The organism is Streptomyces sp. NPDC079167, from assembly GCF_040686735.1.
Classification (GTDB): Bacteria; Actinomycetota; Actinomycetes; order Streptomycetales; family Streptomycetaceae; genus Streptomyces.
On the sequence record NZ_JBFBLO010000003.1, the window covers coordinates 133,798 to 158,814 of the forward strand.

A 25,017-nucleotide genomic window follows, 5' to 3' on the forward strand; every position below is an offset into this window, starting at 1 on the left:
CGCCCCAGGGGATTGGCTGATGCCTGTGCGGAACTGTCTCTCAGCGGCTCTCTCAGCGGTGCTGCTCGTCGTGCTGGCCGTGCTGGTCCCGGTGAGCGCGCTCTCGGCGTGGGTCGACCTGGAGCTGGACGACACCGGCCGTTACCTCGCCGCCGTCTCGCCGCTGGCCTCCGACGCCGACGTACAGGACACGGTCGCCACGCTCGTCACGGACGAGGCGATGAAGAACATCGACGTCGGCCCGCTCCAGGAAACCGTCGAGCAGTTCCTGCACGAGTCCGCCCGGTCCTTCACCACGACCGAGGCGTTCCAGCGGGCCTGGGACGGCGCGAACCGCACGGCGCACCAGGCAGTGACCGCCTCGCTGCACGGGGAGGGCGGGCAGGCCGTGACCATCGATCTGGCGCCGGTGATCGAGGAGGTCAAGAAGGAACTGGTCAGCAGCGGGGTGCCCTTCGCCGACCGGATCCCGGTGCGGGAAGCCTCCATCACCGTGCTGTCCGCCGACCGCGCCGACGAACTGCGCTCCTCGTTCCAGTGGCTCAGGTACTGCAGCGTCTGGCCGGCCGTGGCGACCGTGGTGCTGCTCGTGCTCGTGCTGGGTCTCACGCTCGTACGCGGCGGCCTCCGCGCCTGCCTGACCGCCACGGCCGTGGCCGGCTGCGGGCTGGTCCTCGGCGCGGCCCTGCTGCGGATCGCGGTCGCCGTCGGCCGCGGCCGGGTGCTCGACCAGGTGCCGGGGACCGACCGGGACGGGGCCGCCGCGGTGTACGACGCGCTGACCGCGTCCCTGCGGACGACGGTGTGGATCGTGCTGCTCGTGGGGGCGGTCCTGGCGGTCGGCGGCCTGGTCGGACGGGCCGTGGCGGCCCGGCGCGGGTAGGACCTCCGGCGTGAGCGGCAGCTCCGCGAGGGTGGCCGTGCGGCGTCCCCGGCCCGACGTGCGCGGGTGCGTGGGCCGGGCGACAGTGGGATGCGTGAGAGCAGGGGGCGAGTGAGAGGTCTGCCGTATGCGAGCCATCGCCGTCAGCGCGTCCCGTGCGGAGCCCTGTCCCGTCGAGGTGCCGAAGCCCGACCCCGGGGCGGGCGAGGTGCGGGTCAAGGTCGAGTACGCGGCGCTGAACCCGCTCGACTGGCAGATCGCCGACAGCGCTCCGGACAGTGCGTTCCCCCTCGTCCTGGGCACCGATTTCGCGGGCCGGGTGGACATGATCGGCAGCGGCGACAACCGCTTCCGGGTCGGTGACCCGGTCTTCGGCCGCGCGACGGCCCCTCCCCTCGGGCGCTGTGGGGCGTACGGCGAATACGTGTGCGTCCCGCAGGACTCCCCGATCACCCTCACCCCCCGCGACATGCCGCTCCGGCTCGCGGCGGCACTCCCGACGGCCGGGACGACCGCCGCGCAGATCCTGTCGAGCACGGCCGTACGCAGCGGGCTGAGCCTGCTGGTCGTCGGGGCGACAGGCGGCGTCGGCAGCTTCCTGACCCAGCTCGCGGCGGCCCGCGGGACAGCGGTCGTCGCCGCCGTGCGGGGTGACGAGAAGCGGCGGATGGGGGCGCTCGGCGCCACCGCCACGGTCGATACGGCCCTGGGCCCCGAGGCGCTGGAAGCCGCCGTACGCGATCTGTACCCGGACGGCGTCGACGCCGTCGTCGACCTCGTCTCGGCGGACGCGGCCTCGTTCGCGGCGCACGCCGCCCTGGTGCGTGACGGCGGAGTCGCGGTCACCACCCGCGGCGTGGCGGCGCCGCCGGGCATCGCCTGGGCCGACTTCCGGCTCGTCCCGACCGCCCCGGTGCTGGACGAGCTGGCCTCGGCGGTGGCGCGGGGGGAGCTGGAGGTGCCCGTCGACATGGAGCTGCCCCTGGAGAAGGCGCCGCAGGCGCTCGTGCAGAACCGCGCGGGCGGGGCACGCGGCAAGACCGTCTTCGTCATCTGAAGGACACGCCCCCCAGCACCGGACCGGGAGCCATCATGGCCGAGCAGGACATCTTCGAGAACATCGACGGACTGATCACCGAGGAGCGCTCCCTGCGCGCCCGCTCCACCGCTGAACTGGGCCTCTCCGCCGAGGAACGGTCACGGCTGCGCGAGGTGGAGGTTCAGCTGGACCAGTGCTGGGACCTCCTGCGCCAGCGGCGCGCGCTCAGCGAGTTCGGCGAGGACCCCTCGCAGGCGCGGGTACGCCCCGCCGACGAGGTGGAGGGCTACGAGAGCTGAAAGGCTGCGAAACGGCTCAGCCGGCGTCCGGTTTCCTGCCGTTGAGCCCCTGCAGGCGTTCCATCTCTCGCCGGTCCCGCTTGGTCGGGCGGCCGGCGCCCCGGTCGCGGACCGGGACCTGGATCGCCGTCTCGCGCGGCGGCGGGGGCGGACTGTTGTCGACGAAGCACTCGGCGGCGACCGGCGGGCCCACCCGCTTCTTCACGATCTTGGAGACGACCACGATCCGGTCCCGGCCTCCGTGCCGCAGCCGCACCTCGTCGCCCGTACGCAGGGCCTGGGCGGGCTTCGCGCGCTCGCCGTTGACCCGGACATGCCCCGCGCGGCAGGCGGCAGCCGCCTGCGACCGAGTCTTGGTCAACCGCACCGCCCACACCCAGGCGTCAACCCGGACGCTTCCCTCCGCCTGGGGTGCCTCACCGGAAACCATGCGTACGACTGTAATCGGGCGAGGCCCGGTGCAAGCCGGTCATTGGGAAGTCACGGACCGGGATCAGGGCGATTTGCCCGAATCTCCCGTCCGTAACTTCCCAACCGCCCTGGGCTACACGCCGATGTCGCTGCCGTCCTTGCGCCAGACGGCTACTACTGAGGGGCGGACCATGTGGCCGGGGCCGTCGGGCCAGGTACTGGCGGGCTTCTCGACGGAGGCGCCGTCGACCTCGCCCGGGTGCTGTACGGCGACGAGGACGCGGCGGTCCTGGATCACCGGGCCGCAGGTCTCCGCGCCCTTCGGCACGGTGAGGAACTGCTTGAGCTCACCCCGTCGTTCGCCCTGCGTCGCGACGCCGAACAGACCGTCGTGCGAGCCGAGCTGGGCGCCGTCCGTGGAGATCCACAGGTTGCCGTGGTCATCGAAGGCCACGTTGTCGGGGCAGGAGATGGGGCTGACCTTCTCCTTCGGGAACCCGGCGAAGTACGTCGCCGGGTCCTCCGGGTCGCCCGCGACGAGGAACAGCCGCCAGGCGAAGCCGTCGCCCGCCGGGTCGTCCCAGTTCTCCGCGAGCTCCAGGATCTGCCCGTGCTTGTTGGCGTTGCGCGGGTTGGCCTCGTCGGCGCCGACCTTGCCCGCCTTGCCCCGGTCGGTGTTGTTGGTGAGCGCGATGTAGACCCGGCCGGTGCGCGGCGAGGGCTCGACGTCCTCGGGGCGGTCCATCTTCGTCGCGCCGACCTTGTCACCGGCCAGGCGGGTGAAGACGTACACCTCGTCGGCCGTCATGCCCGGGACGTGCGAGGTGGTGCCGGTGGCGAGCGGGATCCAGACACCGCTGCCGTCGAACTCCCCGTCGGAGGGGAGCTTGCCCGTGCCGTCGAACTCCGCGGCCGGGGAGTCGCCGGTCAGCTTGGCGACGTACAGGGTGCCCTCGTCCAGCAGGGTGAGGTTGTGCTCGCGGGCGGCCCGCGAGTTCCCCTTCTTCATCCGCTTGCTGGAGACGAACTTGTAGAAGTAGTCGAAGCGTTCGTCGTCGCCCATGTAGACGACGGGACGGCCGTCGGCGGTCAGCCGGGGCTGCGCCGCCTCGTGCTTGAACCGGCCGAGCGCGGTCCGCTTACGGGGCGTGGAGTCGGGGTCGTACGGGTCGAGCTCGACGACCCAGCCGAAGCGGTGTGCCTCGTTGGGCTCCTGCGCCAGGTCGAAGCGCTTGTCGAACCGCTCCCACTTGCGCTCGGTGGCGGCCGTGCCGATGCCGTAGCGCTTGTCGGTGTCGCTGGAGCCGTTGGCGAAGTACTGGTTGAAGTTCTCCTCGCCGTGCAGCGTGGTGCCCCACGGGGTGGTGCCGCCCGCGCAGTTGTTGAGCGTGCCGAGCACCTTGCGGCCGGTGCGGTCGGCGGAGGTGCGGAGCAGCGGGCTGCCGGCGGCGGGGCCGGTGACCCGGAATTCACTCGTCGCGGTGAGTCGGCGGTTCAGCGGGTGACGGTTGACCGGCGCGAGCTTGCCGGTGCGGTTCTCCTCCTGGACGACGACCACGGAGAGTCCGTGCGCCGCCCAGGCGATCTCGACCTGCTCACGGGTCGGGCTGGCCGGATCGTATCCACGGAACATCAGGATCTCGTCCGTGTACTCGTGGTTGGCGACCAGTACCTGACGGCCGCGCTCACCGCGCAGCGGGAGCAGGGAGAGGAAGTCGTTGTTGTAGCCGAACTGGCCCGCCTGCGCCTTCGCCGACTGGTTGTCGGGGTCGAAGCGGGGGGCACCGCGCAGGATCGGTTCGCCCCAGCGGATCACGACGTTCTGGCCGTAGCCCTCGGGGATCGTGACCTTGTCGTCCGTGTTGGGCGCGACCGCCGCGAAGCGCAGACCCCTGGCGCCCGAGGCGGTCGGCTTCGGCTTGCCGCCCCTACGGCCCGCAAGGGGCGCGGCCTCGGCGCTCGGGGCCGCTGGACCGGCGAGAGCGGTGGTTCCGGCGGCGGCGGCCACGGTCACCACGGCTGCGGCGCGCATCATCGACCGGCGTGACAGGGCACCGGCGATGATGTCGCCGGCGTACTCGTTGTCGCTGGTGTTCGGGACCTCCTGGAAGCAGGCGTCACCGCAGCGGTAGCGGCAGGTCAGCGCAGAGCGCCCGCCCTGGTGCGAGCCGATGAGCGGCAGCAGATCACGCACGTTTTTCGTCCCTCCGTCTGTGTGTCACGCGTGACGGTAGGTGCGCATCCACGCCGTTCGTGGGACTGCCGGTGAACGGAGGGTGAAGTCCGGGACACCGCTCCTCTTCCCTTTGCCCTGGGCCCCGTTCAGGACTCGGTCACGACTCGGTTGGAGCTCGGTTGACGCAGGGGCGGGCCGTGCAGCCGAAGGGCCGGATCCGGCCGCTAACCTTACGTATCCGCCCTGGCCAGGGATCAATTCCCGCAGTACGGACATTTATCGCACCCAACTCATGCGAAAGGCCTCGCCCATGGGCATTCGGAGCTTGCTGCGCAAGGTGTTCGGCCGGACGGAGCAGGACGAGCCGACCACGGCCACCGTCCCGCCCCAGGCCGAGCGCACCCAGCCCACGGAGCCGGAGCCGGAGACCGCCACTTCGGCGGCCGAGCCCGCGAAGGCCTCGGTACCGGCCCCGGCCTCCTCGTCGGACCGGTCCGCCGGTACCGGGGACGACAGCGGACAGGCGTCGGACCTGGTCGCGGCGGCCTTCGACAAGGCGGCACTCGACAAGGCGGCCACGACCTCGCCGGCCACGTCGGCCCCCACCTCCGCGCCCCGGGTTCCGGCCCAGGGGTCGGACCCGGAGGCGAAGCCGGCCGCGGACGCCGGCGCGGAGACGGATACGGCTGCGGCCTCGGTTGCGGAGACCGCCGCCGCGCCGATCACCATCGACATGGACCCGGAGCCGGAGCCGGAGCAGCCTTCTGCTGCCGCGGAGAAGGCGGAGACAGAGCAGCCTCCTGCCGCCGAGGAGAAGGCGGAGCCGGCCGCCGAGAAGCCGGCCGAACCGGTCGCCTCCGAGAAGCCCGAGCCGGTCGCCGAGCCCGTGCCGGTCGCCGAAGCCGCCCCGGAGCCCGCCGCCGAGGCGGTCGTCGAAGCCGAGCCCGCCGTCACGCCGGAGCAGGAAGCGGCGCCCGAGCCGCCGAAGACGGAGCCCGTCGCCGCCGAACCCGCACCGGAGACGGCACCCGAGCCGGAAACCGCGCCCGCCGCCGCCGAGCCGGAAGCCACACCCGAACCCGCCGCCGAGCCGGAAACCGCCCCCGTGGCCAAGTCCGCCGCGCCCGCCGGCAAGCCCGCCGTCACTCTCGCCCGGGTCAAGGCCGCGGCGCCCGCGCTCGTGACCCCGTACAAGGCCGCGCAGGCCGGGCTCAAGGCGCACGGGCTGACCGGGCTCCGGGCCACCGTGTATCTGGTGCTCGACCGGTCCGGCTCCATGCGGCCGTTCTACAAGGACGGCAGCGCCCAGCACCTGGGCGACCGCACCCTCGCGCTCGCGGCCCACCTGGACACGGACGCCACCGTGCCCGTCGTCTTCTTCTCGACCGACATCGACGGCACCGGGACGATCGACCTCACCGCCCACGAGGGCCGGATCGACGAGCTGAACGCGGGCCTCGGCCGCCTGGGACGGACCAACTACCACCGGGCCGTCGAGGAGGTCGTCGCGCACTACGAGAAGTCCGGCGCGGACGGCCCGGCGCTGGTCGTCTTCCAGACGGACGGCGCACCGGACGCCAAGGTGGCGGCCAAGCAGGCCCTGGCGGACGCGGCGCGGCTGCCGCTGTTCTTCCAGTTCGTCGCGTTCGGCGACGAGGACGCGAAGGCCTTCGACTTCCTGCGCAAGCTAAACGTCGAGAACGCCGGGTTCTTCCACGCGGGCCCCGCCCCGCGCGAGGTCCCCGACGCGGCGTTCTACCGGGAGGTCCTCGCCGCACTGCCCGCCTGGGCCACTGCCCGCGGAGTCGTCGCGGAGGACTGATCCACCGGCAGCCGTACGGTCACGGCGAGCCCGCCCTCCGGGCCGGGTACCGCCGTGACCGTACCGCCGTGGGCCATCGCGATGGAACGCACGATCGACAGCCCGAGCCCCGATCCCTGCCCCATCCGGTCCCGCCCCTCCCCGCGCCGGAACGGCTGGAAGAACCCGGAGATGTCCTCCTCGGCCACGACCGGGCCGGTGTTGCGGACCACCAGGACCCCGTCCGCCGCCAGTGACACCTCCACACGGCCCCCGGGCACGTTGTACCGCACCGCGTTGGACAGCAGATTCGCCGCGAGCTGTGCGAGCAGCTGCCGGTTGCCCCGTACGACGCAGGGCTCGGCCGCGACCGTCACGTCCGGGCCGGATGATGCCAGGGGGCGGGCGGACTCCTCCGCCACCACCTGCGCCAGGTCGACCTCCGCGCGCTCGCTCTTCGCCAGCCCGCGTTCGCTGCGCGCCAGCACGAGCAGTCCCTCGATGAGCCGCTCGCTGCGCCGGTTGTTGTCCAGCAGCGTCTGCCGGGTCCGTACGAGGTCCTCCGGCGAAGGGTCGTCGAGCCCCACCTGGATCGCCGCCCGCTGGGTGGCCAGGGGGGTCCGCAGCTCGTGCGACGCGTTGGCGATGAACCGCCGCTGGCTGTCGAAGGCCTTCTCCAGCCGCGCCAGCAGCGCGTCGAGCGTCTCCCCCAGCTCCTTCAGCTCGTCGTCCGGGCCGCTCAGAGCGATCCGCTCGTGCAGGGTGTGCTCGGAGAGCCGCCGCGCCTTCGCCGTCATCGCGTGGACGGGCCGCAGCACCCGCCCCGCGGTCCACCAGCCCACGCCGACCGCGCAGCCCGTCATGACGAGCAGTGCCGCGACCGACCAGTACAGGAGCTCCCGGCTCGCGGCGTCGCTGACGTCGTCGGTGACGTCGTAGACCGTGGGCGGGCCCATACGGCCCCGGGTGTGCAGCGGGCCGTTGACGGCGAAGCCCGGCTGGGCGACCGCGGCGGACGTGGCGATGGCCCGTGCCTGCGAGTCCGTACCGGCGCGGGACGCCAGATTGACGGTGGCGAGCAGCGCCGTACCGAGGACCAGGAAGACCCCGCCGTACACGAGAGCGATCCGCACCCGGATCGTCGAGTGCCGGACCTGCGTCCCCCCCGTGGCCCGCACCAGCCTCAGCAGCCGGCTCACAGGGCGTACCCGACGCCCTGGACGGTGCGGATCAGCGCCGGGTCACCCAGCTTGGCGCGGAGCTTGCTCATGCAGACGCGGACGGCGCCGGTGAAGGGGTCGGCATTGGCGTCCCAGGCCCGCTCCAGCAGCTCCTCCGCGCTGACCGTGGCGCCGTCGGCCTCCAGCAGCAGCTGCAGCACCGTGAACTCCTTCGGCGAAAGGTCCAGATCCCGGCCGTCGCGGGTGGCGGCCCGGCGCACGCTGTCCAGCCGGATGCCGTGTCTCTCCAGCTGCGGCGGCACTGGCCGGGCGCTGCGGCGCCGCAGGGCACGCACCCGGGACACCAGCTCGGGGAATTCGAAGGGCTTGCTCACATAGTCGTCGGCGCCGAGGTCCAGCCCCTCCACCCGGTCCTCCATGGTCCCCGAGGCGGTGAGCATCAGGATCCTGGTCCGTGAGCCGGCGGACACGAGCCTGCGGGCCACGTCGTCGCCGTGCACCCGGGGGAGATCACGGTCCAGGACGACGACGTCGTAGTCGTGCAGCCCGAGGTAGGCGAGCGCGGCGTCCCCGCTGTACACGGTGTCGACGGCGAATCCCGCCCGTCGCAACCCGGTCGCCACCAGCTCGGCCAGGATCTCCTCGTCCTCGGCGACCAGTACCCGCATCGTGTTGTCCCCTGCCTCGTGCACGTGAGCCCACTCCTCCCAGGATGCGTCTTTGGTACGGGAAAGGATGTTTCGCAAAGCTCTCCGCGGGCGGGGCCGCCGTAATCGATGTGAGTGGATCTCCCACGGACCGTTAGGATTTCGACCATGGCGGCCACTGGATCCGAGAAGCAAGGGGGCGACGGCGTGAAGAGTTTCTACGTATCGACCCCCATTTACTACGTCAACGACGCTCCTCACCTGGGGCACGCCTATACGACCGTCGCCGGCGACGTGCTCACCCGCTGGCACCGCCAGCGCGGCGAGAAGGTGTGGTATCTCACCGGCACGGACGAGCACGGCCAGAAGATCCTGCGCACGGCCGAGGCGAACGACGTCACCCCCCAGGCCTGGTGCGACAAGCTCGTCGAGGAGGCATGGAAGCCCCTCTGGGAGCACCTGAACATCGCGAACGACGACTTCATCCGTACGACGGAGAAGCGGCACACCGACCGTGTGCAGGAGTTCGTGCAGGACCTGTACGACAAGGACCAGATCTACAAGGGCGGCTACGAAGGCCCGTACTGCGTGGGCTGCGAGGAGTACAAGCTCCCCGGCGACCTGATCGAGGCCGAGGACGGCACGAAGCTGTGCCCGATCCACAAGAAGCCGGTGGAGCTCCTCAAGGAGGAGAACTACTTCTTCAAGCTGAGTGAGTACGGCCCGAAGCTCATGGAGTTCTACGCGGCCAACCCGGGCTTCATCCAGCCGGAGTCCGCCCGCAACGAGATCGTGAACTTCGTCAAGCAGGGCCTCCAGGACCTGTCGATCTCGCGCTCCACCTTCGACTGGGGCGTCCCGGTGCCGTGGGACCCGAAGCACGTCATCTACGTGTGGATCGACGCGCTGCTCAACTACGCGACGGCGGTCGGCTACGGCGCCAACCAGGAGAAGTTCGAAGGCACCTTCCCGGCCGACGTGCACCTGATCGGCAAGGACATCCTGCGCTTCCACTCGGTCATCTGGCCGGCGATGCTGATGGCGCAGGGCCTGCCCCTGCCCGGCAAGGTCGTCGCCAACGGCTGGCTGATGGTCGGCGGCGAGAAGATGTCCAAGTCGAACCTGACGGGCATCAAGCCGCAGGACCTGACCTCGCACTTCGGCGTGGACGCGTACCGCTGGTACTTCCTGCGCGCCATCGCGTACGGCAGCGACGGCTCGTTCTCCTGGGAGGACTTCAGCGCCCGCTACACCTCGGAGCTCGCCAACGACTACGGCAACCTCGCCTCGCGCGTGGCGGCCATGGTCGGCAAGTACTTCGGCGGTGCGCTCCCGGAGGCCACGGCCGCCGGTGACGCGGAGCGGGCGGTCCAGGAGGGTCTGGCCGGGGCCGTCGCGTCGGCCGACCGGAAGATCGGCGAGGAGCTGGACTTCCAGGGCGGCATCCTGGCGGTCTTCGACTTCGTGAAGCAGGTCAACGGCTACATCACGGAGCAGGAGCCCTGGAAGGTCGCCAAGGACACCTCCCCGGAGGGCCAGGCCCGGCTCGCGACCATCCTGTACACGGCGGCCGACTCGCTGCGCGGTGTCGCGGTCCTGCTGAACGCCGTCATGCCGGACACCTCGCAGAAGCTGTGGGAGTCCCTGGGCGCCGAGGCGTCGCTGGGCGCCCTGGCCGACCAGCCGGTGCAGGACGCGGGCCGCTGGGGCCAGCTCCCCGCGGGCGCGACGGTGACGAAGGGCGCGGTGCTGTTCCCGCGCCTGGAGGAGAAGCCCGCGTAAGCGGCGTACACGCGCAGGAGCCCGGGTCCCGATGTGTTCGGGACCCGGGCTCCTGCGTGTGGCCCCTCAGCGCGTCCAGTTCTTGAGCGGCTCGGTGTCCAGCTCGATCCCCACAGGGTCGGGGAGCGTCACGGTCTTGCCGTACGGCACGGTGACGACCTGCTCGTACCGCACGCCGTCGGGCTGCGAGTGGACCTTCACCTCGCAGGTGTCCCGGTCGATCAGCAGGTACACGGGGATGCCGGTCTCGGCGTACGCACGCGGTTTCTCGACGCGGTCGCGACGGTCGGTGTCCTCGTCGTACGAGGTGACCTCTACGACCATGAGCACGCCGTCGGGGTCGGCCCATTCGCCTTGGCCGACGAATGTCTCCATGGGGGCGAGAGAAGCATCCGGCCGGGCGTTGCCCCTGCGGTAGGACTCGATACGCAGTCCCTGCTCACCGAAGAGCCATCGGCTCGGATCCGCCTGCATGCAGATCTGCGTCAGCCAGGCGATGATCCGCCCGTGATCCCCGTCCGGCACAGCCTTGACCCCCAGTTTCCCGTTCACGAATTCCAGCCGCAGCGCTTCCTCCGCGCGTATGGCGTGACGGGCCAGATCCTCGAACACGTCCTGGGTCAGCACGGAGTCCTCAACAACGGTCATGGCAGCCTCCTCGGGAACTGGGCGACGGATCCAGCCTACGGGCATGTATCCACGCATGTTTCGCGTTTCACCGGGCCAACGACGCGGCGTCCCCCATCACGATCACCGGGTGCTTCGCGGGATCGAGCGTGAGCAGGAGCTCGCGCATCCGGTCCTCCGTCAGCGAGACGCAGCCCTGGGTCGGTCCCCCGTGGTCCACGTGGATCCAGATGCCGCCTCCCCTCTCCGCGCCGAGCGGCCGGGTGCGGTCCAGCGGGCTGGTGCCCGGGGAGCGGTTGTAGTTGATGGCGACGACGTAATCGAAGGAGCCTTCGAGGGGTTCCCCCAGAAAGCCCTCGCCGCTCACCGCGAAGCGGTGCTGCTCGTCGTACGGGAGCAGCGCGCCCGGGTCGGGCAGCCGGCCGCCCGCGTCGGTGAGGCCGAACACCCCGACGGGTGAGCGGAGGTCATCCGCGAGATGGTGGTCCGTCCAGCCCTCCATGCCGTTGTGGGCGGGCCAGGGGCCCGCCCCGGGTCTCCAGCCGAGAGCGGGGTCGTCGAGGCTGTAGAGCATCACCGAGGAACGGTTGGCATCGGGGCCCTGCCCGGTCACCACGACGGCCTGCCGGGCCGTGGCCGGGATCTGCGCCCGGGTCTGGGGGCCGAGCGCCGGGATCTCCGCCGGGGGGCGGAGGCTCTCCACGACGCGGGGCGGGGCGGCGGAGGACTCCGGGCCGGCCGCGCCGCGGGGCGCGGAGGGGTCGGTGGTCTGCACCGCCCCTGCGGAGCAGCCGATGACCAGCAGGAACAGGGCGACGATCAGGACGTACGAGCGGCGCGGGACGGACACGGTGCGGAACTCCTCGGTGGGGGCGGACGAGCACTTCCCGTGCCAGTCCTTGCCGGGCCCGACGGCGCCGAACCGGAACCGGGGCCATCCGGATGTACCCGGTTCGTGTACCCGAGGTCCGGGAGTTCCGCACGGTCCACCCGTACGCAGGCAAAAAGCCCGGAACCGTCAGGCGCCGGTGCCGTGGCCCCCGGCGCCACGAAAAAACAGTCCCCGGCCGGTGGCCGGGGACTGTTTCACGTGGAACCGAAGCGGAACCGCTGAGATCTACTTCGCGCCGGTGTCCCGCGCCACGGCGTCCGTGACGTCGACCTTGTCCTTCGCGGCCGCGACGGGCTTGCGGAGCTGGATGTTCAGCTCACGCAGCCGGGTCTCCTCAAGCACGGTCGGGGCACCCATCATCAGGTCCTGGGCGTTGCCGTTGAGCGGGAAGGCGATCGTCTCGCGGATGTTCGGCTCGTCGGCCAGCAGCATCACGATGCGGTCGACACCCGGGGCGATGCCACCGTGCGGCGGGGCGCCGAGACGGAACGCGCGCAGCATGCCCGCGAACTCGCGCTCGACGGTCTCCGCCTCGTAGCCGGCGATCTCGAAGGCCTTCAGCATGACCTCGGGCTCGTGGTTACGGATGGCGCCGGAGGACAGCTCGATGCCGTTGCAGACGATGTCGTACTGCCAGGCGAGGATGTCCAGCGGGTCCTTCTCCTCCAGGTCCTTCATGCCGCCCTGGGGCATGGAGAACGGGTTGTGCGAGAAGTCGATCCTGCCGGTGTCCTCGTCCTTCTCGTACATCGGGAAGTCGACGATCCAGCAGAACCGGAAGACGCCCTCCTCGAAGTGGCCGGCGCGCTTGGCGGCCTCCACACGGACGGCGGACATGATCTTGGAGACCTCGTCGAACTCACCCGCGCCGAAGAAGACCGCGTGGCCGGGGGCCAGGGACAGCCGCTCGGTGAGGGTCTTGACGTCCGTCTCGGTGAGGAACTTCGCGATCGGCCCGGCCAGCGTGCCGTCCTCGCCCACGCGGACCCAGGCGAGGCCCTTGGCCCCGTGCTCGACGGCGTACTCACCGAGGCCGTCGAAGAACTTCCGGGACTGGCCCGCGGTGTCCGGGACCGGCAGCGCGCGGACGTGCTTGCCGGCGAACGCCTTGAAACCGGAGTCGGCGAAGACGTCGGAGATGTCGACGAGCTCCAGCTTGGCCCGCAGGTCCGGCTTGTCGTTGCCGTACTTCAGCATCGACTCGCGGAACGGGATGCGCGGGAACGGCGAGGTGACCTCGCGGCCGTTGCCGAACTCGGTGAAGAGCTCGGTCATCAGCTTCTCGATCGGCCGGAAGACGTCCTCCTGCTCGACGAACGACATCTCGACGTCGAGCTGGTAGAACTCGCCGGGCGAACGGTCGGCGCGGGCGTCCTCGTCGCGGAAGCACGGCGCGATCTGGAAGTAGCGGTCGAAGCCGGAGATCATCAGCAGCTGCTTGAACTGCTGCGGCGCCTGGGGAAGCGCGTAGAACTTGCCCGGGTTCAGCCGGGACGGGACCACGAAGTCACGGGCGCCCTCGGGGGAGGTCGCGGTGAGGATCGGCGTCGCCATCTCGTTGAAGCCGAGGGCCACCATTTTGGAGCGGATGGAGGCGATCACGGCCGAGCGCAGCATGATGTTGCGGTGCATGCGCTCGCGGCGCAGGTCGAGGAAGCGGTACTCCAGACGCCGCTCCTCGTTGACCCCGTCCTCGGTGTTGATCGTGAAGGGCAGCGGGCCGGCCTCGCCCAGCACCTCCACCTCGGTGACCTCGATCTCGATCTCGCCGGTCGGGAGCTCCGGGTTGACGTTGTCGGAGCCGCGCGCGGAGACCTTGCCGTCGATCCGGACGACGGTCTCCTTGGTCAGCTTCGCCAGGGCGTCGTTGCCGGGGGTGCCGGGGCGGGCGACGAGCTGCACCAGACCGTAGTGGTCGCGCAGATCGATGAAGAGGATGCCGCCCAGGTCTCGACGATTGTGCAGCCAGCCGCTCAGCCGGACGTCGGTGCCGACGTCAGAGGCGCGGAGCTCGCCGCAGGTGTGGGACCTGTACCGATGCATCGTCGTTCATCCAGTCTTCGCGGTCGGGGTGGATTGACACCCCAGGCTACCGCCCGTGGACGCACCGCTTCATTGGCATTGTCGCCGCACGGCTGTCCGGGACCCGCCCGGCGGCATCCGACGGGCGCTCTCCTTCGGTGGCGACTGCGGAGAACATCTTCCTAAAGTGGGGCAATGCGCACCGAGGAGATCCTGGCTGCGATCGGGACCGGGCTGTGGAGCTGGGACAGCTCGACGGGCACGGTCACGCTCGACGCCGAGGCGGCGCGGCTGGTGGGACTGCCCGCCGAGGCCACGGTCCGCCCCGGAGCCGAGGTGCGCCCCCGCTTCCACCCGGCCGACTGGAACGAGATCGACGGCATCGTGGCCTTCGCGATCGCCGAGGGCACGGTGGCCGAGGCCAGGATGCGGATCCTGGACGAGAGCGGCGTGGTCCTGCGCACGGTGCGCACCCGGTCGAAGCCGGTCCCGCTGGACACCCCGGGCCGCCACACGTACGTACTGAAGGGCATCCTCCAGGAGGTCACCCAGCTGCCGGAGGACACAGCGGCGATGACCCCGATCACGGGCGACTGGCGGCGGTCGCGGGAGGCGTTCCTGCTGGACGCGGGGCGGGCGCTCGCCGAGGCGGTGTCCACCGAGGAGGTCCTGCGGGTCGCGGGCTCGCTCTCCATGCCCGGCTTCTCGCCCGACGGACTCGCCGTGTTCGGGGTCTCGGGTGAGCGGCTGACGGTGGTCGGGCACCACGGGCACAACGTCGGCGACGAGAAGCCGTTCACCGACATGCCCCTCCAGACGGACTACCCGGCCGCCGAGGTCGTGCGGACCGGCCAGGCGATCTACCTGGAGTCCCCCGAGGAGTACCGCCGCCGCTTCCCTGCCACCTGGCCCCTCGCCCAGGAGTTCGGCCGCCAGTCCTGGGCCTTCCTGCCGCTGATCTCGTCCGGGCACACCATGGGCGCCTGGATGGCGGGATTCCGGCACAACGTGGTCTTCTCGCCGGACGAGCGTTCCGTGCTGACCACGGTGGCCAGGATGCTCGCCCAGGCGCTGACCCGCGCGGGCGCCGCCGAGACCGAGCGCGAGCTGTCGCTGGGCCTCCAGCGGGCGATGAGGCCGTCCCTGGGCCCCGGTGTGCCCGGCCTGACGGTGGCGGCGCGTTACATCCCGACAGGAGGAGGGCTCCAGGTCGGCGGCGACTGGTACGACGTGATCCCGCTCCCCAACGGCCGTATCGCCCTCGTCATCGGTGACGTCCAGGGCCATGACGTGCGGGCGGCCGGCCTGATGGGCCAGCTGCGGATCGCCCTGCGCGCGTACGCCTCCGAGGGGCACCGCCCCGACGCCGTGCTCTCCAGGGCCTCGCGCTTCCTGTCCGGACTGACCGAGACGTACGACCTCGACGACGGCGAGGACCGGTCCGACACGACACGCTTCGCGACCTGCCTGTACGCGGAGGCCGACCCGGCGGACGGAACCCTCGACGTCGCCCGTGCGGGACACCCGGACCCGGTGGTGATCAGTGTCGACGGCACCGCGGTGATCCGGCAGACCGCCGGGGGGCTGCCCCTGGGCGTCGAGAAGGACGCCGACTACCCGACGACCCGCGTCGTCCTGAGCCCCGGCGAGACGATCATGCTGTGCACGGACGGGCTCATCGAGACCGGCGGGCATGACATGGCCACCGGATGGACCAGGCTGAGGCCGGTCCTGGAGAAGCCCGTCGAGGACCTGGAGGAGCTCGCGGACGCCCTCGTGCAGACGGTGCACGGCCCCGGCTCCCACTACACGACGGGCCCCCTGGTGGACCGGCGTGAGGACGACATCGCGCTCCTGGTGCTGCGCCGCGAGGCCGAACGGACGCGCAGGACCCCGGCGCGGCGCTCGGCCATGACCATCGCCCAGGCGGAGCCCGAGCGCGTCGCGGCCGCCAGGCAGCAACTGCGGGAGCTGCTGCACGACTGGGCGGACACGGAACAGGTCGACTCCGCGGAGCTGATGGTCTCCGAGATGTCCACGAACGTGCTCGTCCACACGGACGGGGACGCGCTGCTCGTCGCGGAGGTGACGGGCGAGCGCGGCGAGCGGCGGCTGCGTGTCGAGGTGGCCGACGCCAGCGACGAGCTGCCGCACAAGCGGCGTCCGGGGGAGATGGCGTCCAGCGGCCGGGGGCTGGTGCTGATGGAGATGCTCGCCGACGCCTGGGGGGTGAACCCGAGGGGCGAGGGGAAGTCGATCTGGTTCGAGCTGTACGAGTCCGAGGAGCCGGCGGAGCTGGGCGTCACCGGCTCATGAGCTCCCGGGGACCGCGCCTTCCCGGCCTCCGGCCTCGTATCCCTTGCGCAGCTCGCCGATCACGCCGAACACCGCGGCGCACACCGGCACCGCAAGCAGCATGCCCAGCAGCCCCGCGACACTCGCGCCCGCGGTCAGCGCGATCATGACCGTGGCGGGGTGCATCTGGACCGTACGGCTCTGGATGACGGGCTGGAGCACGTGCCCCTCCAGCACCTGGACGGCGAGCACCACTCCCAGCACCCAGAGCGCGATAACGAAGCCCCGGTCGGCGAGCGCGACCAGCACGGCGACGGCACCGGAGATGAAGGCCCCGAGATACGGGATGTAGGCGCCGACGAAGACCAGCGCGCCCAGCCCCACCGCCCCGGGCACCCCCAGGATCAGCAGGCCCACCGTGATGCACAGCGCGTCGATCAGGGCGATGAAGGTGGTGCCGCGCATGAACCCCTCGACGGCTTCGAAGGCCCTGCGCCCCATGGCCTCCACGAGTTCGCCCGTGCCGCGCGGGGCGACGGTGTGGGCGAGGTGGACGGCGCGGTCCGAGTCACGCAGGAAGAAGAACGTCAGCAGCAGCGCCAGGACCGCCGTGGCCACGAGCGACCCGATGAGGCTGATCCCGGTGAGCAGTCCGCCCGCGGCGCTCGCGCCGAACTTCTCGACGAGGTCCCTGGCGTTGTCCGCCAGGTCGTCGACGTCGGCGACGCCCGCGATGTCGAAGTGGTCGATGACCCACTGCGCGGCTTCCTTGAGCGAGGCCACGATCTGGCCGCCGGTGTCCACGAGTGCCGTGACGACGATGTATCCGGCGCCGCCCACCACCGCGACGAGCGCGGCGCAGGTGAGTCCGGCCGCCACCGACCTGTTCACCTTGTGGGCGGTCAGCCAGCGGTGGACGGGACCGAGCAGTGCCGTGCCGAGCAGTGCCAGCAGGACCGGGGTGACCGCCGTCTTGAGCGCCACGCACAGCCAGACGGCCACGGCCGCGACGCCGGCGACCAGCAGCAGGACACCGCACCAGGCGGCCGTCCGCCGCGCGACGTCGGGCAGGAGGGGCTTCCGGGTAGGCACCCTCCCACCCGATCACGGGCCGGGAACGGTGTCCCCTCCGCACGGGCGTACGGGTGACGGTCCGTCACCGTACGCTCGGACGGCAGGGGCGGGTCACATGCCGTGGACCGCGGGGACCTTGCCGAGGCGGCCGGCCTGGAAGTCCTCGAAGGTCTGCTTGAGCTCGTCCTGAGTGTTCATCACGAACGGCCCGTAGTGCGCCATCGGCTCCCGGATCGGGCGCCCGCCGAGCAGCACGACCTCCAGGTCCGGTGTGTTGCCGTCCTGCGTTTCGTCGGCGCGGACGGTCAGCGAGGAACCCTTGCCGAACACCGCGGTCTGCCCGGTGCGGACCGGGCGGCGCTCCTCGCCGACGCTGCCGCGCCCGGCGAGTACGTACGCGAGGCCGTTGAAGTCCTCGCGCCACGGGAGCGTCACCTCGGCACCCGGCCGGACCGTCGCGTGGACCATGGTGATCGGCGTGTGCGTGATGCCCGGTCCCTCGTGGCCGTCGAGCTCACCGGCGATGACACGCAGCAGCGCGCCGCCGTCCGGGGAGGCGAGGAGCTGGACCTGGCCACCACGGATGTCCTGGTAGCGGGGGGCCATCATCTTGTCGGCCTTGGGGAGGTTCACCCAGAGCTGGAGGCCGTGGAAGAGGCCGCCGGACATGACGAGCGCCTCGGGCGGCGTCTCGATGTGCAGCAGCCCGCTGCCGGCGGTCATCCACTGGGTGTCGCCGTTCTCGATGGCGCCGCCGCCGCCGTGGCTGTCCTGGTGGATGAAGCTCCCGTCGATGATGTAGGTGACGGTCTCGAAGCCGCGGTGCGGGTGCCAGGGGGTCCCCTTCGGCTCGCCTGCCGCGTACTCCACCTCACCCATCTGGTCCATCATGATGAACGGGTCGAGGTGCCGGTAGTTGATCCCGGCGAAGGCGCGCCGCACCGGGAACCCCTCGCCCTCGAAGCCGCTGGGCGCGGTGGTGACGGTCAGCACAGGGCGGGCCACGGCCTCGGCCTGGGCCGCGACCTTCGGCAGGGTCAGCGGGTTTTCGACGGTCACTGCGGGCATGGGAGCCACCTCCGGGAGTCTTCTGATCCCAATTTAGTTGAACAGTGAACATCTAGCAAGGCCGCATCCATTCCCGCCCCTCCGGACAGCGACGAGGGCCCGCACCGGTTCGGTGCGGGCCCTCGTCGCCGTCCGGTGCGGGACCGGGCTCAGCCGTACATACGACGCATCGCGAAGTCCACCATCTGCTCCACCGCCTTGGCGTCGAAGACCATGCGGTGATCACCCTCCATGTCGAGGACGAACCCGTAGCCCGTCGGCAGCAGGTCGATCACCTCGGCACCCGTGATCACGAAGTACTTGGACTCCTTGCCGGCGTACCTCCGGAGCTCCTTGAGCGTGGTGAACATGGGGATCACGGGCTGCTGGGTGTTGTGGAGCGCCAGGAAGCCGGGGTTGTCACCGCGCGGGCAGTAGACCTTCGCCGTGGCGAAGATCTGCTGGAAGTCCTCCGCGGACAGCGAACCGGTCGTGAAGGCCCGAACCGCGTCGGCCAGGGACGGCGGCGAGGGCTCGGGGTACAACGGCTGCTCGCCGTAGCCGCCGCCCATCTGCTGCTGTGCGCCCTGGTTCTGGTCGTAGCCATACATGCCGCAAAGAGTAATCGGACACATCTGCGCCTAGAGGGGTTGCGCCTTATTACTGGCGGGTAGCATCATCGTAGGGGTCAGGTTGATATACCCACGCCCGGCCGTCCGTCGCCCGATCCTCACTCCTCCACGGGGCGCTGCGCGCCACTGCTATTGATTACGGAGCCTTCCCATGGGGCACTACAAGTCGAATCTCCGCGACATCGAGTTCAACCTCTTCGAGGTCCTCGGGCGCGACAAGCTGTACGGCACCGGTCCGTTCGCGGAGATGGACGTCGACACCGCGAAGAGCATCCTGGACGAGGTGACCCGCCTCGCGGAGAACGAGCTCGCCGATTCGTACGCCGACGCGGACCGCAACCCGCCGGTCTTCGACCCCGCGACGAACACCGCACCCGTCCCGGCCTCCTTCAAGAAGTCCTACCAGGCCTTCATGGACTCCGAGTACTGGCGCCTTGGCCTGCCCGAGGAGATCGGTGGCACGACGTCGCCGCGCTCCCTGATCTGGGGTTACGCGGAGCTGCTGCTCGGCTCGAACCCGGCGGTCTGGATGTACTCCTCCGGCCCCGCGTTCGCCGGCATCCTCTTCGACGAGGGCAACGAGGCGCAGAAGAAGATCGCGGAGATCGCCGTCGAGAAGCAGTGGGGCTCGACGATGGTGCTGACCGAGCCGGACGCCGGTTCGGACGTCGGCGCCGGCCGCACGAAGGCGGTCGAGCAGGAGGACGGCTCCTGGCACATCGAGGGTGTGAAGCGCTTCATCACCTCGGGCGAGCACGACATGTCCGAGAACATCCTCCACTACGTCCTGGCGCGCCCCGAGGGCGCCGGCCCGGGCACCAAGGGCCTCTCCCTCTTCCTGGTCCCGAAGTTCCACTTCGACTGGACCACGGGCGAGCTCGGTGCGCGCAACGGCGTGTACGCGACGAACGTCGAGCACAAGATGGGCCTCAAGGCGTCGAACACCTGTGAGATGACCTTCGGCGACCAGCACCCCGCCAAGGGCTGGCTGATCGGCGACAAGCACGACGGCATCCGCCAGATGTTCCGCATCATCGAGTTCGCCCGCATGATGGTCGGCACGAAGGCCATCGCGGCCCTCTCGGCGGGCTACCTCAACGCGCTGGAGTACGCCAAGGAGCGCGTCCAGGGCACCGACCTGTCGCAGTTCATGGACAAGACGGCTCCCAAGGTCACCATCACGCACCACCCCGACGTGCGCCGCTCCCTCATGACGCAGAAGGCGTACGCCGAGGGCATGCGCTCCCTCGTGCTGTACACCGCCTCCGTCCAGGACGCGATCCAGGTGAAGGAGGCCGCGGGCGAGGACGCCAAGGCGCTCAACGGCCTCAACGACCTGCTGCTGCCGATCGTGAAGGGCTACGGCTCGGAGAAGTCCTACGAGCAGCTCGCGCAGTCGCTCCAGACCTTCGGCGGCTCCGGTTACCTCCAGGAGTACCCGGTCGAGCAGTACATCCGCGACGCCAAGATCGACACCCTCTACGAGGGCACGACGGCGATCCAGGGCCAGGACTTCTTCTTCCGGAAGATCGTCCGCGACCAGGGCGCCTCGCTGAACGCCCTCTCCGAGGAGATCAAGAAGTTCCTCGCGAGCGCCCAGGGCGACGAGGAGCTGTCCGGCTCGCTGGACAACCTCGCCAAGGCCGCGGTGGACCTGGAGGCGATCGTCGGCACGATGATCACCGACCTCACCGCCACCGGCGAGGACGTCAAGAACATCTACAAGGTCGGTCTCAACACGACCCGCCTCCTGATGGCCTCGGGCGACGTCGTCGTCGGCTACCTGCTCCTCAAGGGCGCGGTCGTGGCCTCCGAGAAGCTGCGCAACGCCTCCGCCAAGGACACCGCCTTCTACCAGGGCAAGATCGCCGCTGCGAAGTTCTTCGCCGCGAACGTCCTGCCGGGCGTCTCCGGCGAGCGCGCGCTGGCCGAGGCCGTCGACAACTCGCTGATGGAGCTGGACGAGGCCGCGTTCTAGTCCTCGCCGCTCCACTCCGACGACGCCGCCGTCCGGAACCCTCCGGGCGGCGGCGTCGTCCTGCGCGGGGCAACTTTCCGGACACGGGCGGCGCCCCGCCGTCGTACACCGTTAAACGTCTCGGGCCGCCGTCGTTACAGTGAAGAACATGAGCTCTCCCCTCCGCTTCGACCGCGGGCACACCGACGATCTGATGGCCTTCCTGATGGCGGCCCCTTCCCCGTACCACGCTGTGGCCGCGGCCGCCGCGCGGCTGGAGAAGGCCGGATTCCGGCAGGTCGAGGAGACGGACGCGTGGGACGGCTCCACCGGAGGGAAGTACGTCCTGCGGGGCGGCGCCATCGTGGCCTGGTACGTGCCGGAGGGCGCCACGGCCCACACCCCGTTCCGGATCGTGGGCGCCCACACCGACTCCCCGAACCTGCGGGTCAAGCCGCTGCCCGACACCGGCGCGTACGGCTGGCGTCAGATCGCCGTCGAGATCTACGGCGGGACGCTCCTGAACACCTGGCTCGACCGGGACCTCGGTCTCGCCGGCCGCATCTCCCTGCGTGACGGCACGCACCGGCTGGTGAACATCGACCGGCCCCTGCTGCGGGTCCCCCAGCTCGCCGTGCACCTGGACCGGTCCGCCAACCCCGACGGCCTCAAGCTCGACCGCCAGAAGCACATGCAGCCGATCTGGGGCCTCGGCGACGTCGAGGAGGGCGACCTCATCCGCTTCGTCGCCGACGCGGCGGGCGTCGACGCCACGGAGATCACCGGCTGGGACCTCATGCCGCACCCCGTCGAGCCGCCCGCCTACCTCGGCCGGGACCGCGAACTGCTCGCCGGGCCGCGCATGGACAACCTCCTCTCGGTGCACGCGGCGACGGCCGCGCTGGCCGCCGTGGCCGGGCAGCCTGACGGCGAGATCCCGTACATCCCCGTGCTGGCCGCCTTCGACCACGAGGAGAACGGCTCCCAGTCCGACACCGGCGCCGACGGCCCGCTGCTGGGCACGGTCCTGGAGCGCTCCGTGTTCGCGCGCGGCGGTTCGTACGAGGACCGGGCCAGGGCCTTCGCCGGAACCGTCTGTCTCTCCTCGGACACCGGCCACGCCGTCCACCCCAACTACGCCGAGCGGCACGACCCGACGCACCACCCGGTGGCCAACGGCGGGCCGATCCTCAAGGTCAACGTCAACATGCGCTACGCCACCGACGGCGGTGGCCGCGCCGTGTTCGCCGCGGCCTGCGAGAAGGCCGGCGTGCCGTGGCAGACGTTCGTCTCCAACAACTCGATGCCGTGCGGCACGACGATCGGCCCGATCACCGCGGCCCGGCACGGCATCACGACCGTCGACATCGGCGTGGCGATCCTGTCGATGCACAGTGCGCGCGAACTCTGCGGCGCCGACGATCCGTATCTCCTGGCCAACGCGCTCACGGCGTTCCTCGCGGGCTGATCCTCCACCGTCCCAACCGCCCCGGGGGACATGGTTGTTGCCGGGCCGGGTACGCGACCCGTACACCGGCCCGGATTCACCGGGCCGTCGAGGAGGCGGAAATCATGGGACTCGGAGGATGCATTCTCCTGATCGGTGCCGGGGCGATCCTGGCGTTCGCCACCGACTGGGAAATGGATACCGTCAACGTCGACCTGGTCGGCTGGATCATGATGCTCGTCGGCCTCGTCGGGGTCTTCGTCTACGTGAGCATCGCGCGACGCCGCCGCATGGTCGTGCCGCCCACCACCACGGTCGTCTCGGAGGACGAGCGCCGCTACCAGTGAGCTGACGTCCCGCCAGGCGGCGTGGCGCCGGCACGTGCCCTGAGGGCGCGTGGCGCGGCGCCGCCGCGCCGGTCCGCCGTCAGCCCTGCTCGTCCATCCCGGCCAGCACCAGCGGGAGCCTGGACACCCCTGCGGCGGTGACGCTCACGGGAACGCCCCAGTCCTGCTGGTGCACATGGCAGGCCGGGTACTCGTTGTCCGGGTCGTCGTCGCAGGACGCCGCCATCGCGGACACGTGCAGAACGCCCTCGGTGACCCCGTCCGCGAGGACCAGGTCACGCCCCAGATCCGTTCCCTGGCCCGATCCCCCGGCCAGCAGCTCCGGCGGGGTCGAGGAGACCAGCAGCCGGGTGGAGGGGCCGTACCGGGTGTCGAGCTTCTGCCCGGCGGGCGCCTGGAAGACCACGTCCAGCCTCAGCGTGCCGGCGGCGACCTCGGTGGCCGCGCGCCGGGTGCGGTGGGCCCGGTCCGCGACCCGCACGGCCTCCTCGGGAAGCCGCAGCCGGGTCAGCCGGTGCCGTGCGGACTCGACGACGACCAGATCGCCGTCCACGAGGACCGCGTCGCTCGGCTCCCGCAGGTCGGTGGCCAGCGTGGTGACCTCGCCGCTCTCCGGGTCGTACCGCCGCAGCGCGTGGTTGTAGGTGTCGCTCACGGCCACGGAGCCGTCGGGGAGGGCTGTGACGCCCAGCGGGTGCTGGAGAAGCGCCTGGCCGGCCGGACCGTCGCGGTGGCCGAAGTCGAAGAGACCGGTACCGACAGCGGTGTGGACGACGCCCTCCCGGTCCACGTAGCGCAGCGCGGAGGTCTCCGAGTCGGCGATCCAGAGCCGGTCACCGGCCGCGGCCAGACCGGACGGCTGCGCGAACCACGCCTCCTCCCCTGGCCCGTCGACCAGTCCCTCGTTGGTCGTCCCGGCGGCGACGCGTACCGTGCCCTGCCCGGGGTCGTACGTCCACAGCTGGTGCACCCCGGCCATCGCGATCCACAGCCGGTCGCCGAACCAGGCGATGTCCCACGGCGACGACAGGTCCACCTCCGTGGCCGGGCCGCTGGTCGCGGACCCCTGCCACCACTGGCGTCCGGTCCCGGCGAGCGTGGTCGTCACGCCCGTCGCGAGGTCGAGCGCCCTGATCGCGTGGTTGACGGTGTCCGCGACGGCCACCCGGCCGTCGGGCAGGACGGCGAGGCCCTGCGGCTCGCTGAACCGGGCCTCGTCGCGGCCGCCGTCCGCGAATCCGCGCTCACCGGTGCCGAAGTGACCCCGCACGGTCTCGCCGTCCTCGGCCAGCTCCACCAGGCGGTGCCGGGTGGTGTCCGAGACCAGGAAGCCGCCGCCCGGAAGGGCGAGCGCCTTGCCGGGGAACCGCAGGTGTGTGGCCACGGGCTCGGGAGCGACGTAGGGGCCGTCACCGCGGTGCAGGGTGCCCTTCGCGGCGTGCTCGGCCTCCAGCTCCTCGACCAGCTTCTCGATGGCGTGCGCGTGACCCTCACCGGCGTGCTGGGCGACGACGTAGCCCTCGGGGTCCACGACGACGAGCGTGGGCCAGGCGCGGACGGCGTACTGCTTCCACGTGGCGAGCTCCGGGTCGTCTAGGACCGGGTGGTGCACCTCGTACCGCTCGACGGCGTCGACCACGGCCTGGTGCTCCGCCTCGTGCACGAACTTCGGGGAGTGGACGCCGATGATCACCACGGTGTCGCGGTGCTTCTCCTCCAGCTCACGCAGCTCGTCGAGCACATGCAGACAGTTGACACAGCAGAATGTCCAAAAATCCAGAATGACGATGCGTCCCCGCAGGTCAGCGAGGGTGTACTGCCGGTCGCCTGTATTGAGCCAGCCGCCCTTGCCGATCAGTTCGGGGGCGCGGACACGTGCACGTGCTGTCATGCCAACAGTCAACAGCACCGTGGCCTGCGCGCATTCCGGCAGGTCGTCGGGGAACCTGTGATCCATGAGACTTCTCGTACGTGAGCGAGTGTTCGGCGTCGGAGACGACTACTGGATCGAGGACGCGGACGGGCGGAAGCTCTTCCTCGTCGACGGCAAGGCCATGCGGCTCCGGGACACCTTCGAGCTGAAGGACACCGATGGCCAGGTGCTGGTGGAGATCCGGCAGAAGCTGATCAGCCTGCGCGACACGATGCTGATCGAGCGGAACGGCGAGGAACTCGCCAAGATCAAGCGGAAGCGGCTGTCGCTCCTGCGCAACCACTACCGGGTGACCCTGGTGGACGGCACCGAACTGGACGTCAGCGGCAAGATCCTGGACCGCGAGTTCGCCATCGACTACGACGGTGAGCTGCTCGCCCAGGTCTCCCGGCGCTGGCTGACCGTCCGCGACACCTACGGCGTCGACATCGTGCGGGAGGACGCCGACGCGCCCCTGCTCCTCGCCGTGGCGGTGTGCGTCATCGTCCTCGCGGACAAGGAGCACGACGACGACTGAACGGCCTC

Annotated in this window: 21 protein-coding genes; 10 read left to right on the forward strand and 11 right to left on the reverse strand. The window is 70.8% G+C overall.

Annotation, left to right across the window (positions count from 1 at the left end; all coding sequences use genetic code 11):
* Nucleotides 1–19: 19 nt before the first annotated feature.
* The 3 genes from AB0P41_RS08245 (at nucleotide 20) to AB0P41_RS08255 (ending at nucleotide 2,221) form a co-directional block, all read left to right on the forward strand.
* A complete protein-coding gene (locus AB0P41_RS08245) occupies nucleotides 20–883 on the forward strand; it encodes a hypothetical protein (protein ID WP_365930892.1) in 864 nt (287 codons plus the stop codon).
* Between the two features lie 127 nt (nucleotides 884–1,010).
* Nucleotides 1,011–1,940 carry an NADP-dependent oxidoreductase gene (locus tag AB0P41_RS08250; RefSeq protein ID WP_365930894.1) on the forward strand — a complete coding sequence of 310 codons (930 nt, stop codon included), beginning with the start codon at nucleotides 1,011–1,013 and terminating at the stop codon, nucleotides 1,938–1,940.
* 35 nt (nucleotides 1,941–1,975) lie between these two features.
* Nucleotides 1,976–2,221 (forward strand): DUF2630 family protein, encoded by a 246-nt coding sequence (locus tag AB0P41_RS08255; protein WP_356709242.1) that lies wholly within the window; start codon nucleotides 1,976–1,978, stop codon nucleotides 2,219–2,221.
* Between the two features lie 16 nt (nucleotides 2,222–2,237).
* Here the strand turns inward: AB0P41_RS08255 and AB0P41_RS08260 are convergent, their stop codons facing one another.
* A complete protein-coding gene (locus AB0P41_RS08260; protein ID WP_356709240.1) occupies nucleotides 2,238–2,651 on the reverse strand; it encodes an RNA-binding S4 domain-containing protein in 414 nt (137 codons plus the stop codon).
* A 114-nt stretch (nucleotides 2,652–2,765) separates the two neighbouring features.
* Nucleotides 2,766–4,826, reverse strand: coding sequence for a PhoX family protein (locus AB0P41_RS08265; protein ID WP_365930897.1), 2,061 nt, complete (start codon nucleotides 4,824–4,826; stop codon nucleotides 2,766–2,768).
* Nucleotides 4,827–5,118: 292 nt separating this feature from the next.
* Here AB0P41_RS08265 and AB0P41_RS08270 point away from each other — a divergent pair, with 292 nt between their 5' ends.
* A complete protein-coding gene (locus AB0P41_RS08270; protein WP_365930899.1) occupies nucleotides 5,119–6,630 on the forward strand; it encodes a VWA domain-containing protein in 1,512 nt (503 codons plus the stop codon).
* On the opposite strand, the gene AB0P41_RS08275 is transcribed toward AB0P41_RS08270, so the two are convergent.
* Together AB0P41_RS08275 and AB0P41_RS08280 are read right to left on the reverse strand one after the other, a co-directional pair.
* A complete protein-coding gene (locus AB0P41_RS08275; RefSeq protein ID WP_365930901.1) occupies nucleotides 6,564–7,808 on the reverse strand; it encodes an ATP-binding protein in 1,245 nt (414 codons plus the stop codon). The genes AB0P41_RS08270 and AB0P41_RS08275 overlap by 67 nt on opposite strands.
* Nucleotides 7,805–8,458: a response regulator transcription factor gene (locus AB0P41_RS08280; protein WP_356709459.1), complete on the reverse strand. Its 654-nt coding sequence runs from the start codon at nucleotides 8,456–8,458 to the stop codon at nucleotides 7,805–7,807. Before AB0P41_RS08280 ends, AB0P41_RS08275 begins: the two co-directional genes overlap by 4 nt.
* Before the next feature lie 147 nt (nucleotides 8,459–8,605).
* On the opposite strand from AB0P41_RS08280, the gene metG reads away from it, so the two are divergent.
* Nucleotides 8,606–10,219 (forward strand): methionine--tRNA ligase, encoded by a 1,614-nt coding sequence (gene metG, locus AB0P41_RS08285; protein WP_356709232.1) that lies wholly within the window; start codon nucleotides 8,606–8,608, stop codon nucleotides 10,217–10,219.
* A 66-nt stretch (nucleotides 10,220–10,285) separates the two neighbouring features.
* Here metG and AB0P41_RS08290 read toward each other — a convergent pair whose 3' ends face one another.
* The 3 genes from AB0P41_RS08290 to aspS form a co-directional block, all read right to left on the reverse strand.
* On the reverse strand, nucleotides 10,286–10,867 hold the full coding sequence (locus AB0P41_RS08290) for a Uma2 family endonuclease (protein ID WP_356709230.1): 582 nt from the start codon (nucleotides 10,865–10,867) through the stop codon (nucleotides 10,286–10,288).
* 67 nt (nucleotides 10,868–10,934) lie between these two features.
* Nucleotides 10,935–11,696: a hypothetical protein gene (locus AB0P41_RS08295; protein WP_356709228.1), complete on the reverse strand. Its 762-nt coding sequence runs from the start codon at nucleotides 11,694–11,696 to the stop codon at nucleotides 10,935–10,937.
* Between the two features lie 267 nt (nucleotides 11,697–11,963).
* Nucleotides 11,964–13,781: an aspartate--tRNA ligase gene (gene aspS, locus AB0P41_RS08300; protein WP_356709226.1), complete on the reverse strand. Its 1,818-nt coding sequence runs from the start codon at nucleotides 13,779–13,781 to the stop codon at nucleotides 11,964–11,966.
* A 174-nt stretch (nucleotides 13,782–13,955) separates the two neighbouring features.
* Between aspS and AB0P41_RS08305 the strand changes: the two genes are divergently transcribed.
* Nucleotides 13,956–16,076, forward strand: coding sequence for a SpoIIE family protein phosphatase (locus tag AB0P41_RS08305; protein WP_365930904.1), 2,121 nt, complete (start codon nucleotides 13,956–13,958; stop codon nucleotides 16,074–16,076).
* On the opposite strand, the gene AB0P41_RS08310 is transcribed toward AB0P41_RS08305, so the two are convergent.
* From AB0P41_RS08310 to AB0P41_RS08320, 3 genes are all read right to left on the reverse strand, one after another.
* Entirely contained in the window at nucleotides 16,071–17,147 is a 1,077-nt protein-coding gene (locus tag AB0P41_RS08310; RefSeq protein ID WP_356709222.1) for an AI-2E family transporter, read from the reverse strand. The genes AB0P41_RS08305 and AB0P41_RS08310 overlap by 6 nt on opposite strands.
* Nucleotides 17,148–17,240: 93 nt before the next feature.
* Nucleotides 17,241–18,197, reverse strand: coding sequence for a pirin family protein (locus AB0P41_RS08315; RefSeq protein ID WP_365930906.1), 957 nt, complete (start codon nucleotides 18,195–18,197; stop codon nucleotides 17,241–17,243).
* A 149-nt stretch (nucleotides 18,198–18,346) separates the two neighbouring features.
* Nucleotides 18,347–18,787: an SseB family protein gene (locus AB0P41_RS08320; protein ID WP_356709218.1), complete on the reverse strand. Its 441-nt coding sequence runs from the start codon at nucleotides 18,785–18,787 to the stop codon at nucleotides 18,347–18,349.
* A gap of 172 nt (nucleotides 18,788–18,959) precedes the next feature.
* Between AB0P41_RS08320 and AB0P41_RS08325 the strand changes: the two genes are divergently transcribed.
* From AB0P41_RS08325 to AB0P41_RS08335, 3 genes are all read left to right on the forward strand, one after another.
* Nucleotides 18,960–20,786, forward strand: a complete 1,827-nt coding sequence (locus AB0P41_RS08325) for an acyl-CoA dehydrogenase (RefSeq protein WP_365930908.1) — start codon at nucleotides 18,960–18,962, stop codon at nucleotides 20,784–20,786.
* Between the two features lie 148 nt (nucleotides 20,787–20,934).
* On the forward strand, nucleotides 20,935–22,233 hold the full coding sequence (locus AB0P41_RS08330) for a M18 family aminopeptidase (protein WP_356709214.1): 1,299 nt from the start codon (nucleotides 20,935–20,937) through the stop codon (nucleotides 22,231–22,233).
* 104 nt (nucleotides 22,234–22,337) lie between these two features.
* Nucleotides 22,338–22,559 (forward strand): DUF6458 family protein, encoded by a 222-nt coding sequence (locus AB0P41_RS08335; protein WP_124277833.1) that lies wholly within the window; start codon nucleotides 22,338–22,340, stop codon nucleotides 22,557–22,559.
* Between the two features lie 79 nt (nucleotides 22,560–22,638).
* On the opposite strand, the gene AB0P41_RS08340 is transcribed toward AB0P41_RS08335, so the two are convergent.
* Nucleotides 22,639–24,450, reverse strand: a complete 1,812-nt coding sequence (locus AB0P41_RS08340) for an NHL domain-containing thioredoxin family protein (RefSeq protein WP_365930910.1) — start codon at nucleotides 24,448–24,450, stop codon at nucleotides 22,639–22,641.
* A 64-nt stretch (nucleotides 24,451–24,514) separates the two neighbouring features.
* Here AB0P41_RS08340 and AB0P41_RS08345 point away from each other — a divergent pair, with 64 nt between their 5' ends.
* On the forward strand, nucleotides 24,515–25,009 hold the full coding sequence (locus AB0P41_RS08345; protein ID WP_356709210.1) for an LURP-one-related family protein: 495 nt from the start codon (nucleotides 24,515–24,517) through the stop codon (nucleotides 25,007–25,009).
* Nucleotides 25,010–25,017: the final 8 nt, after the last annotated feature.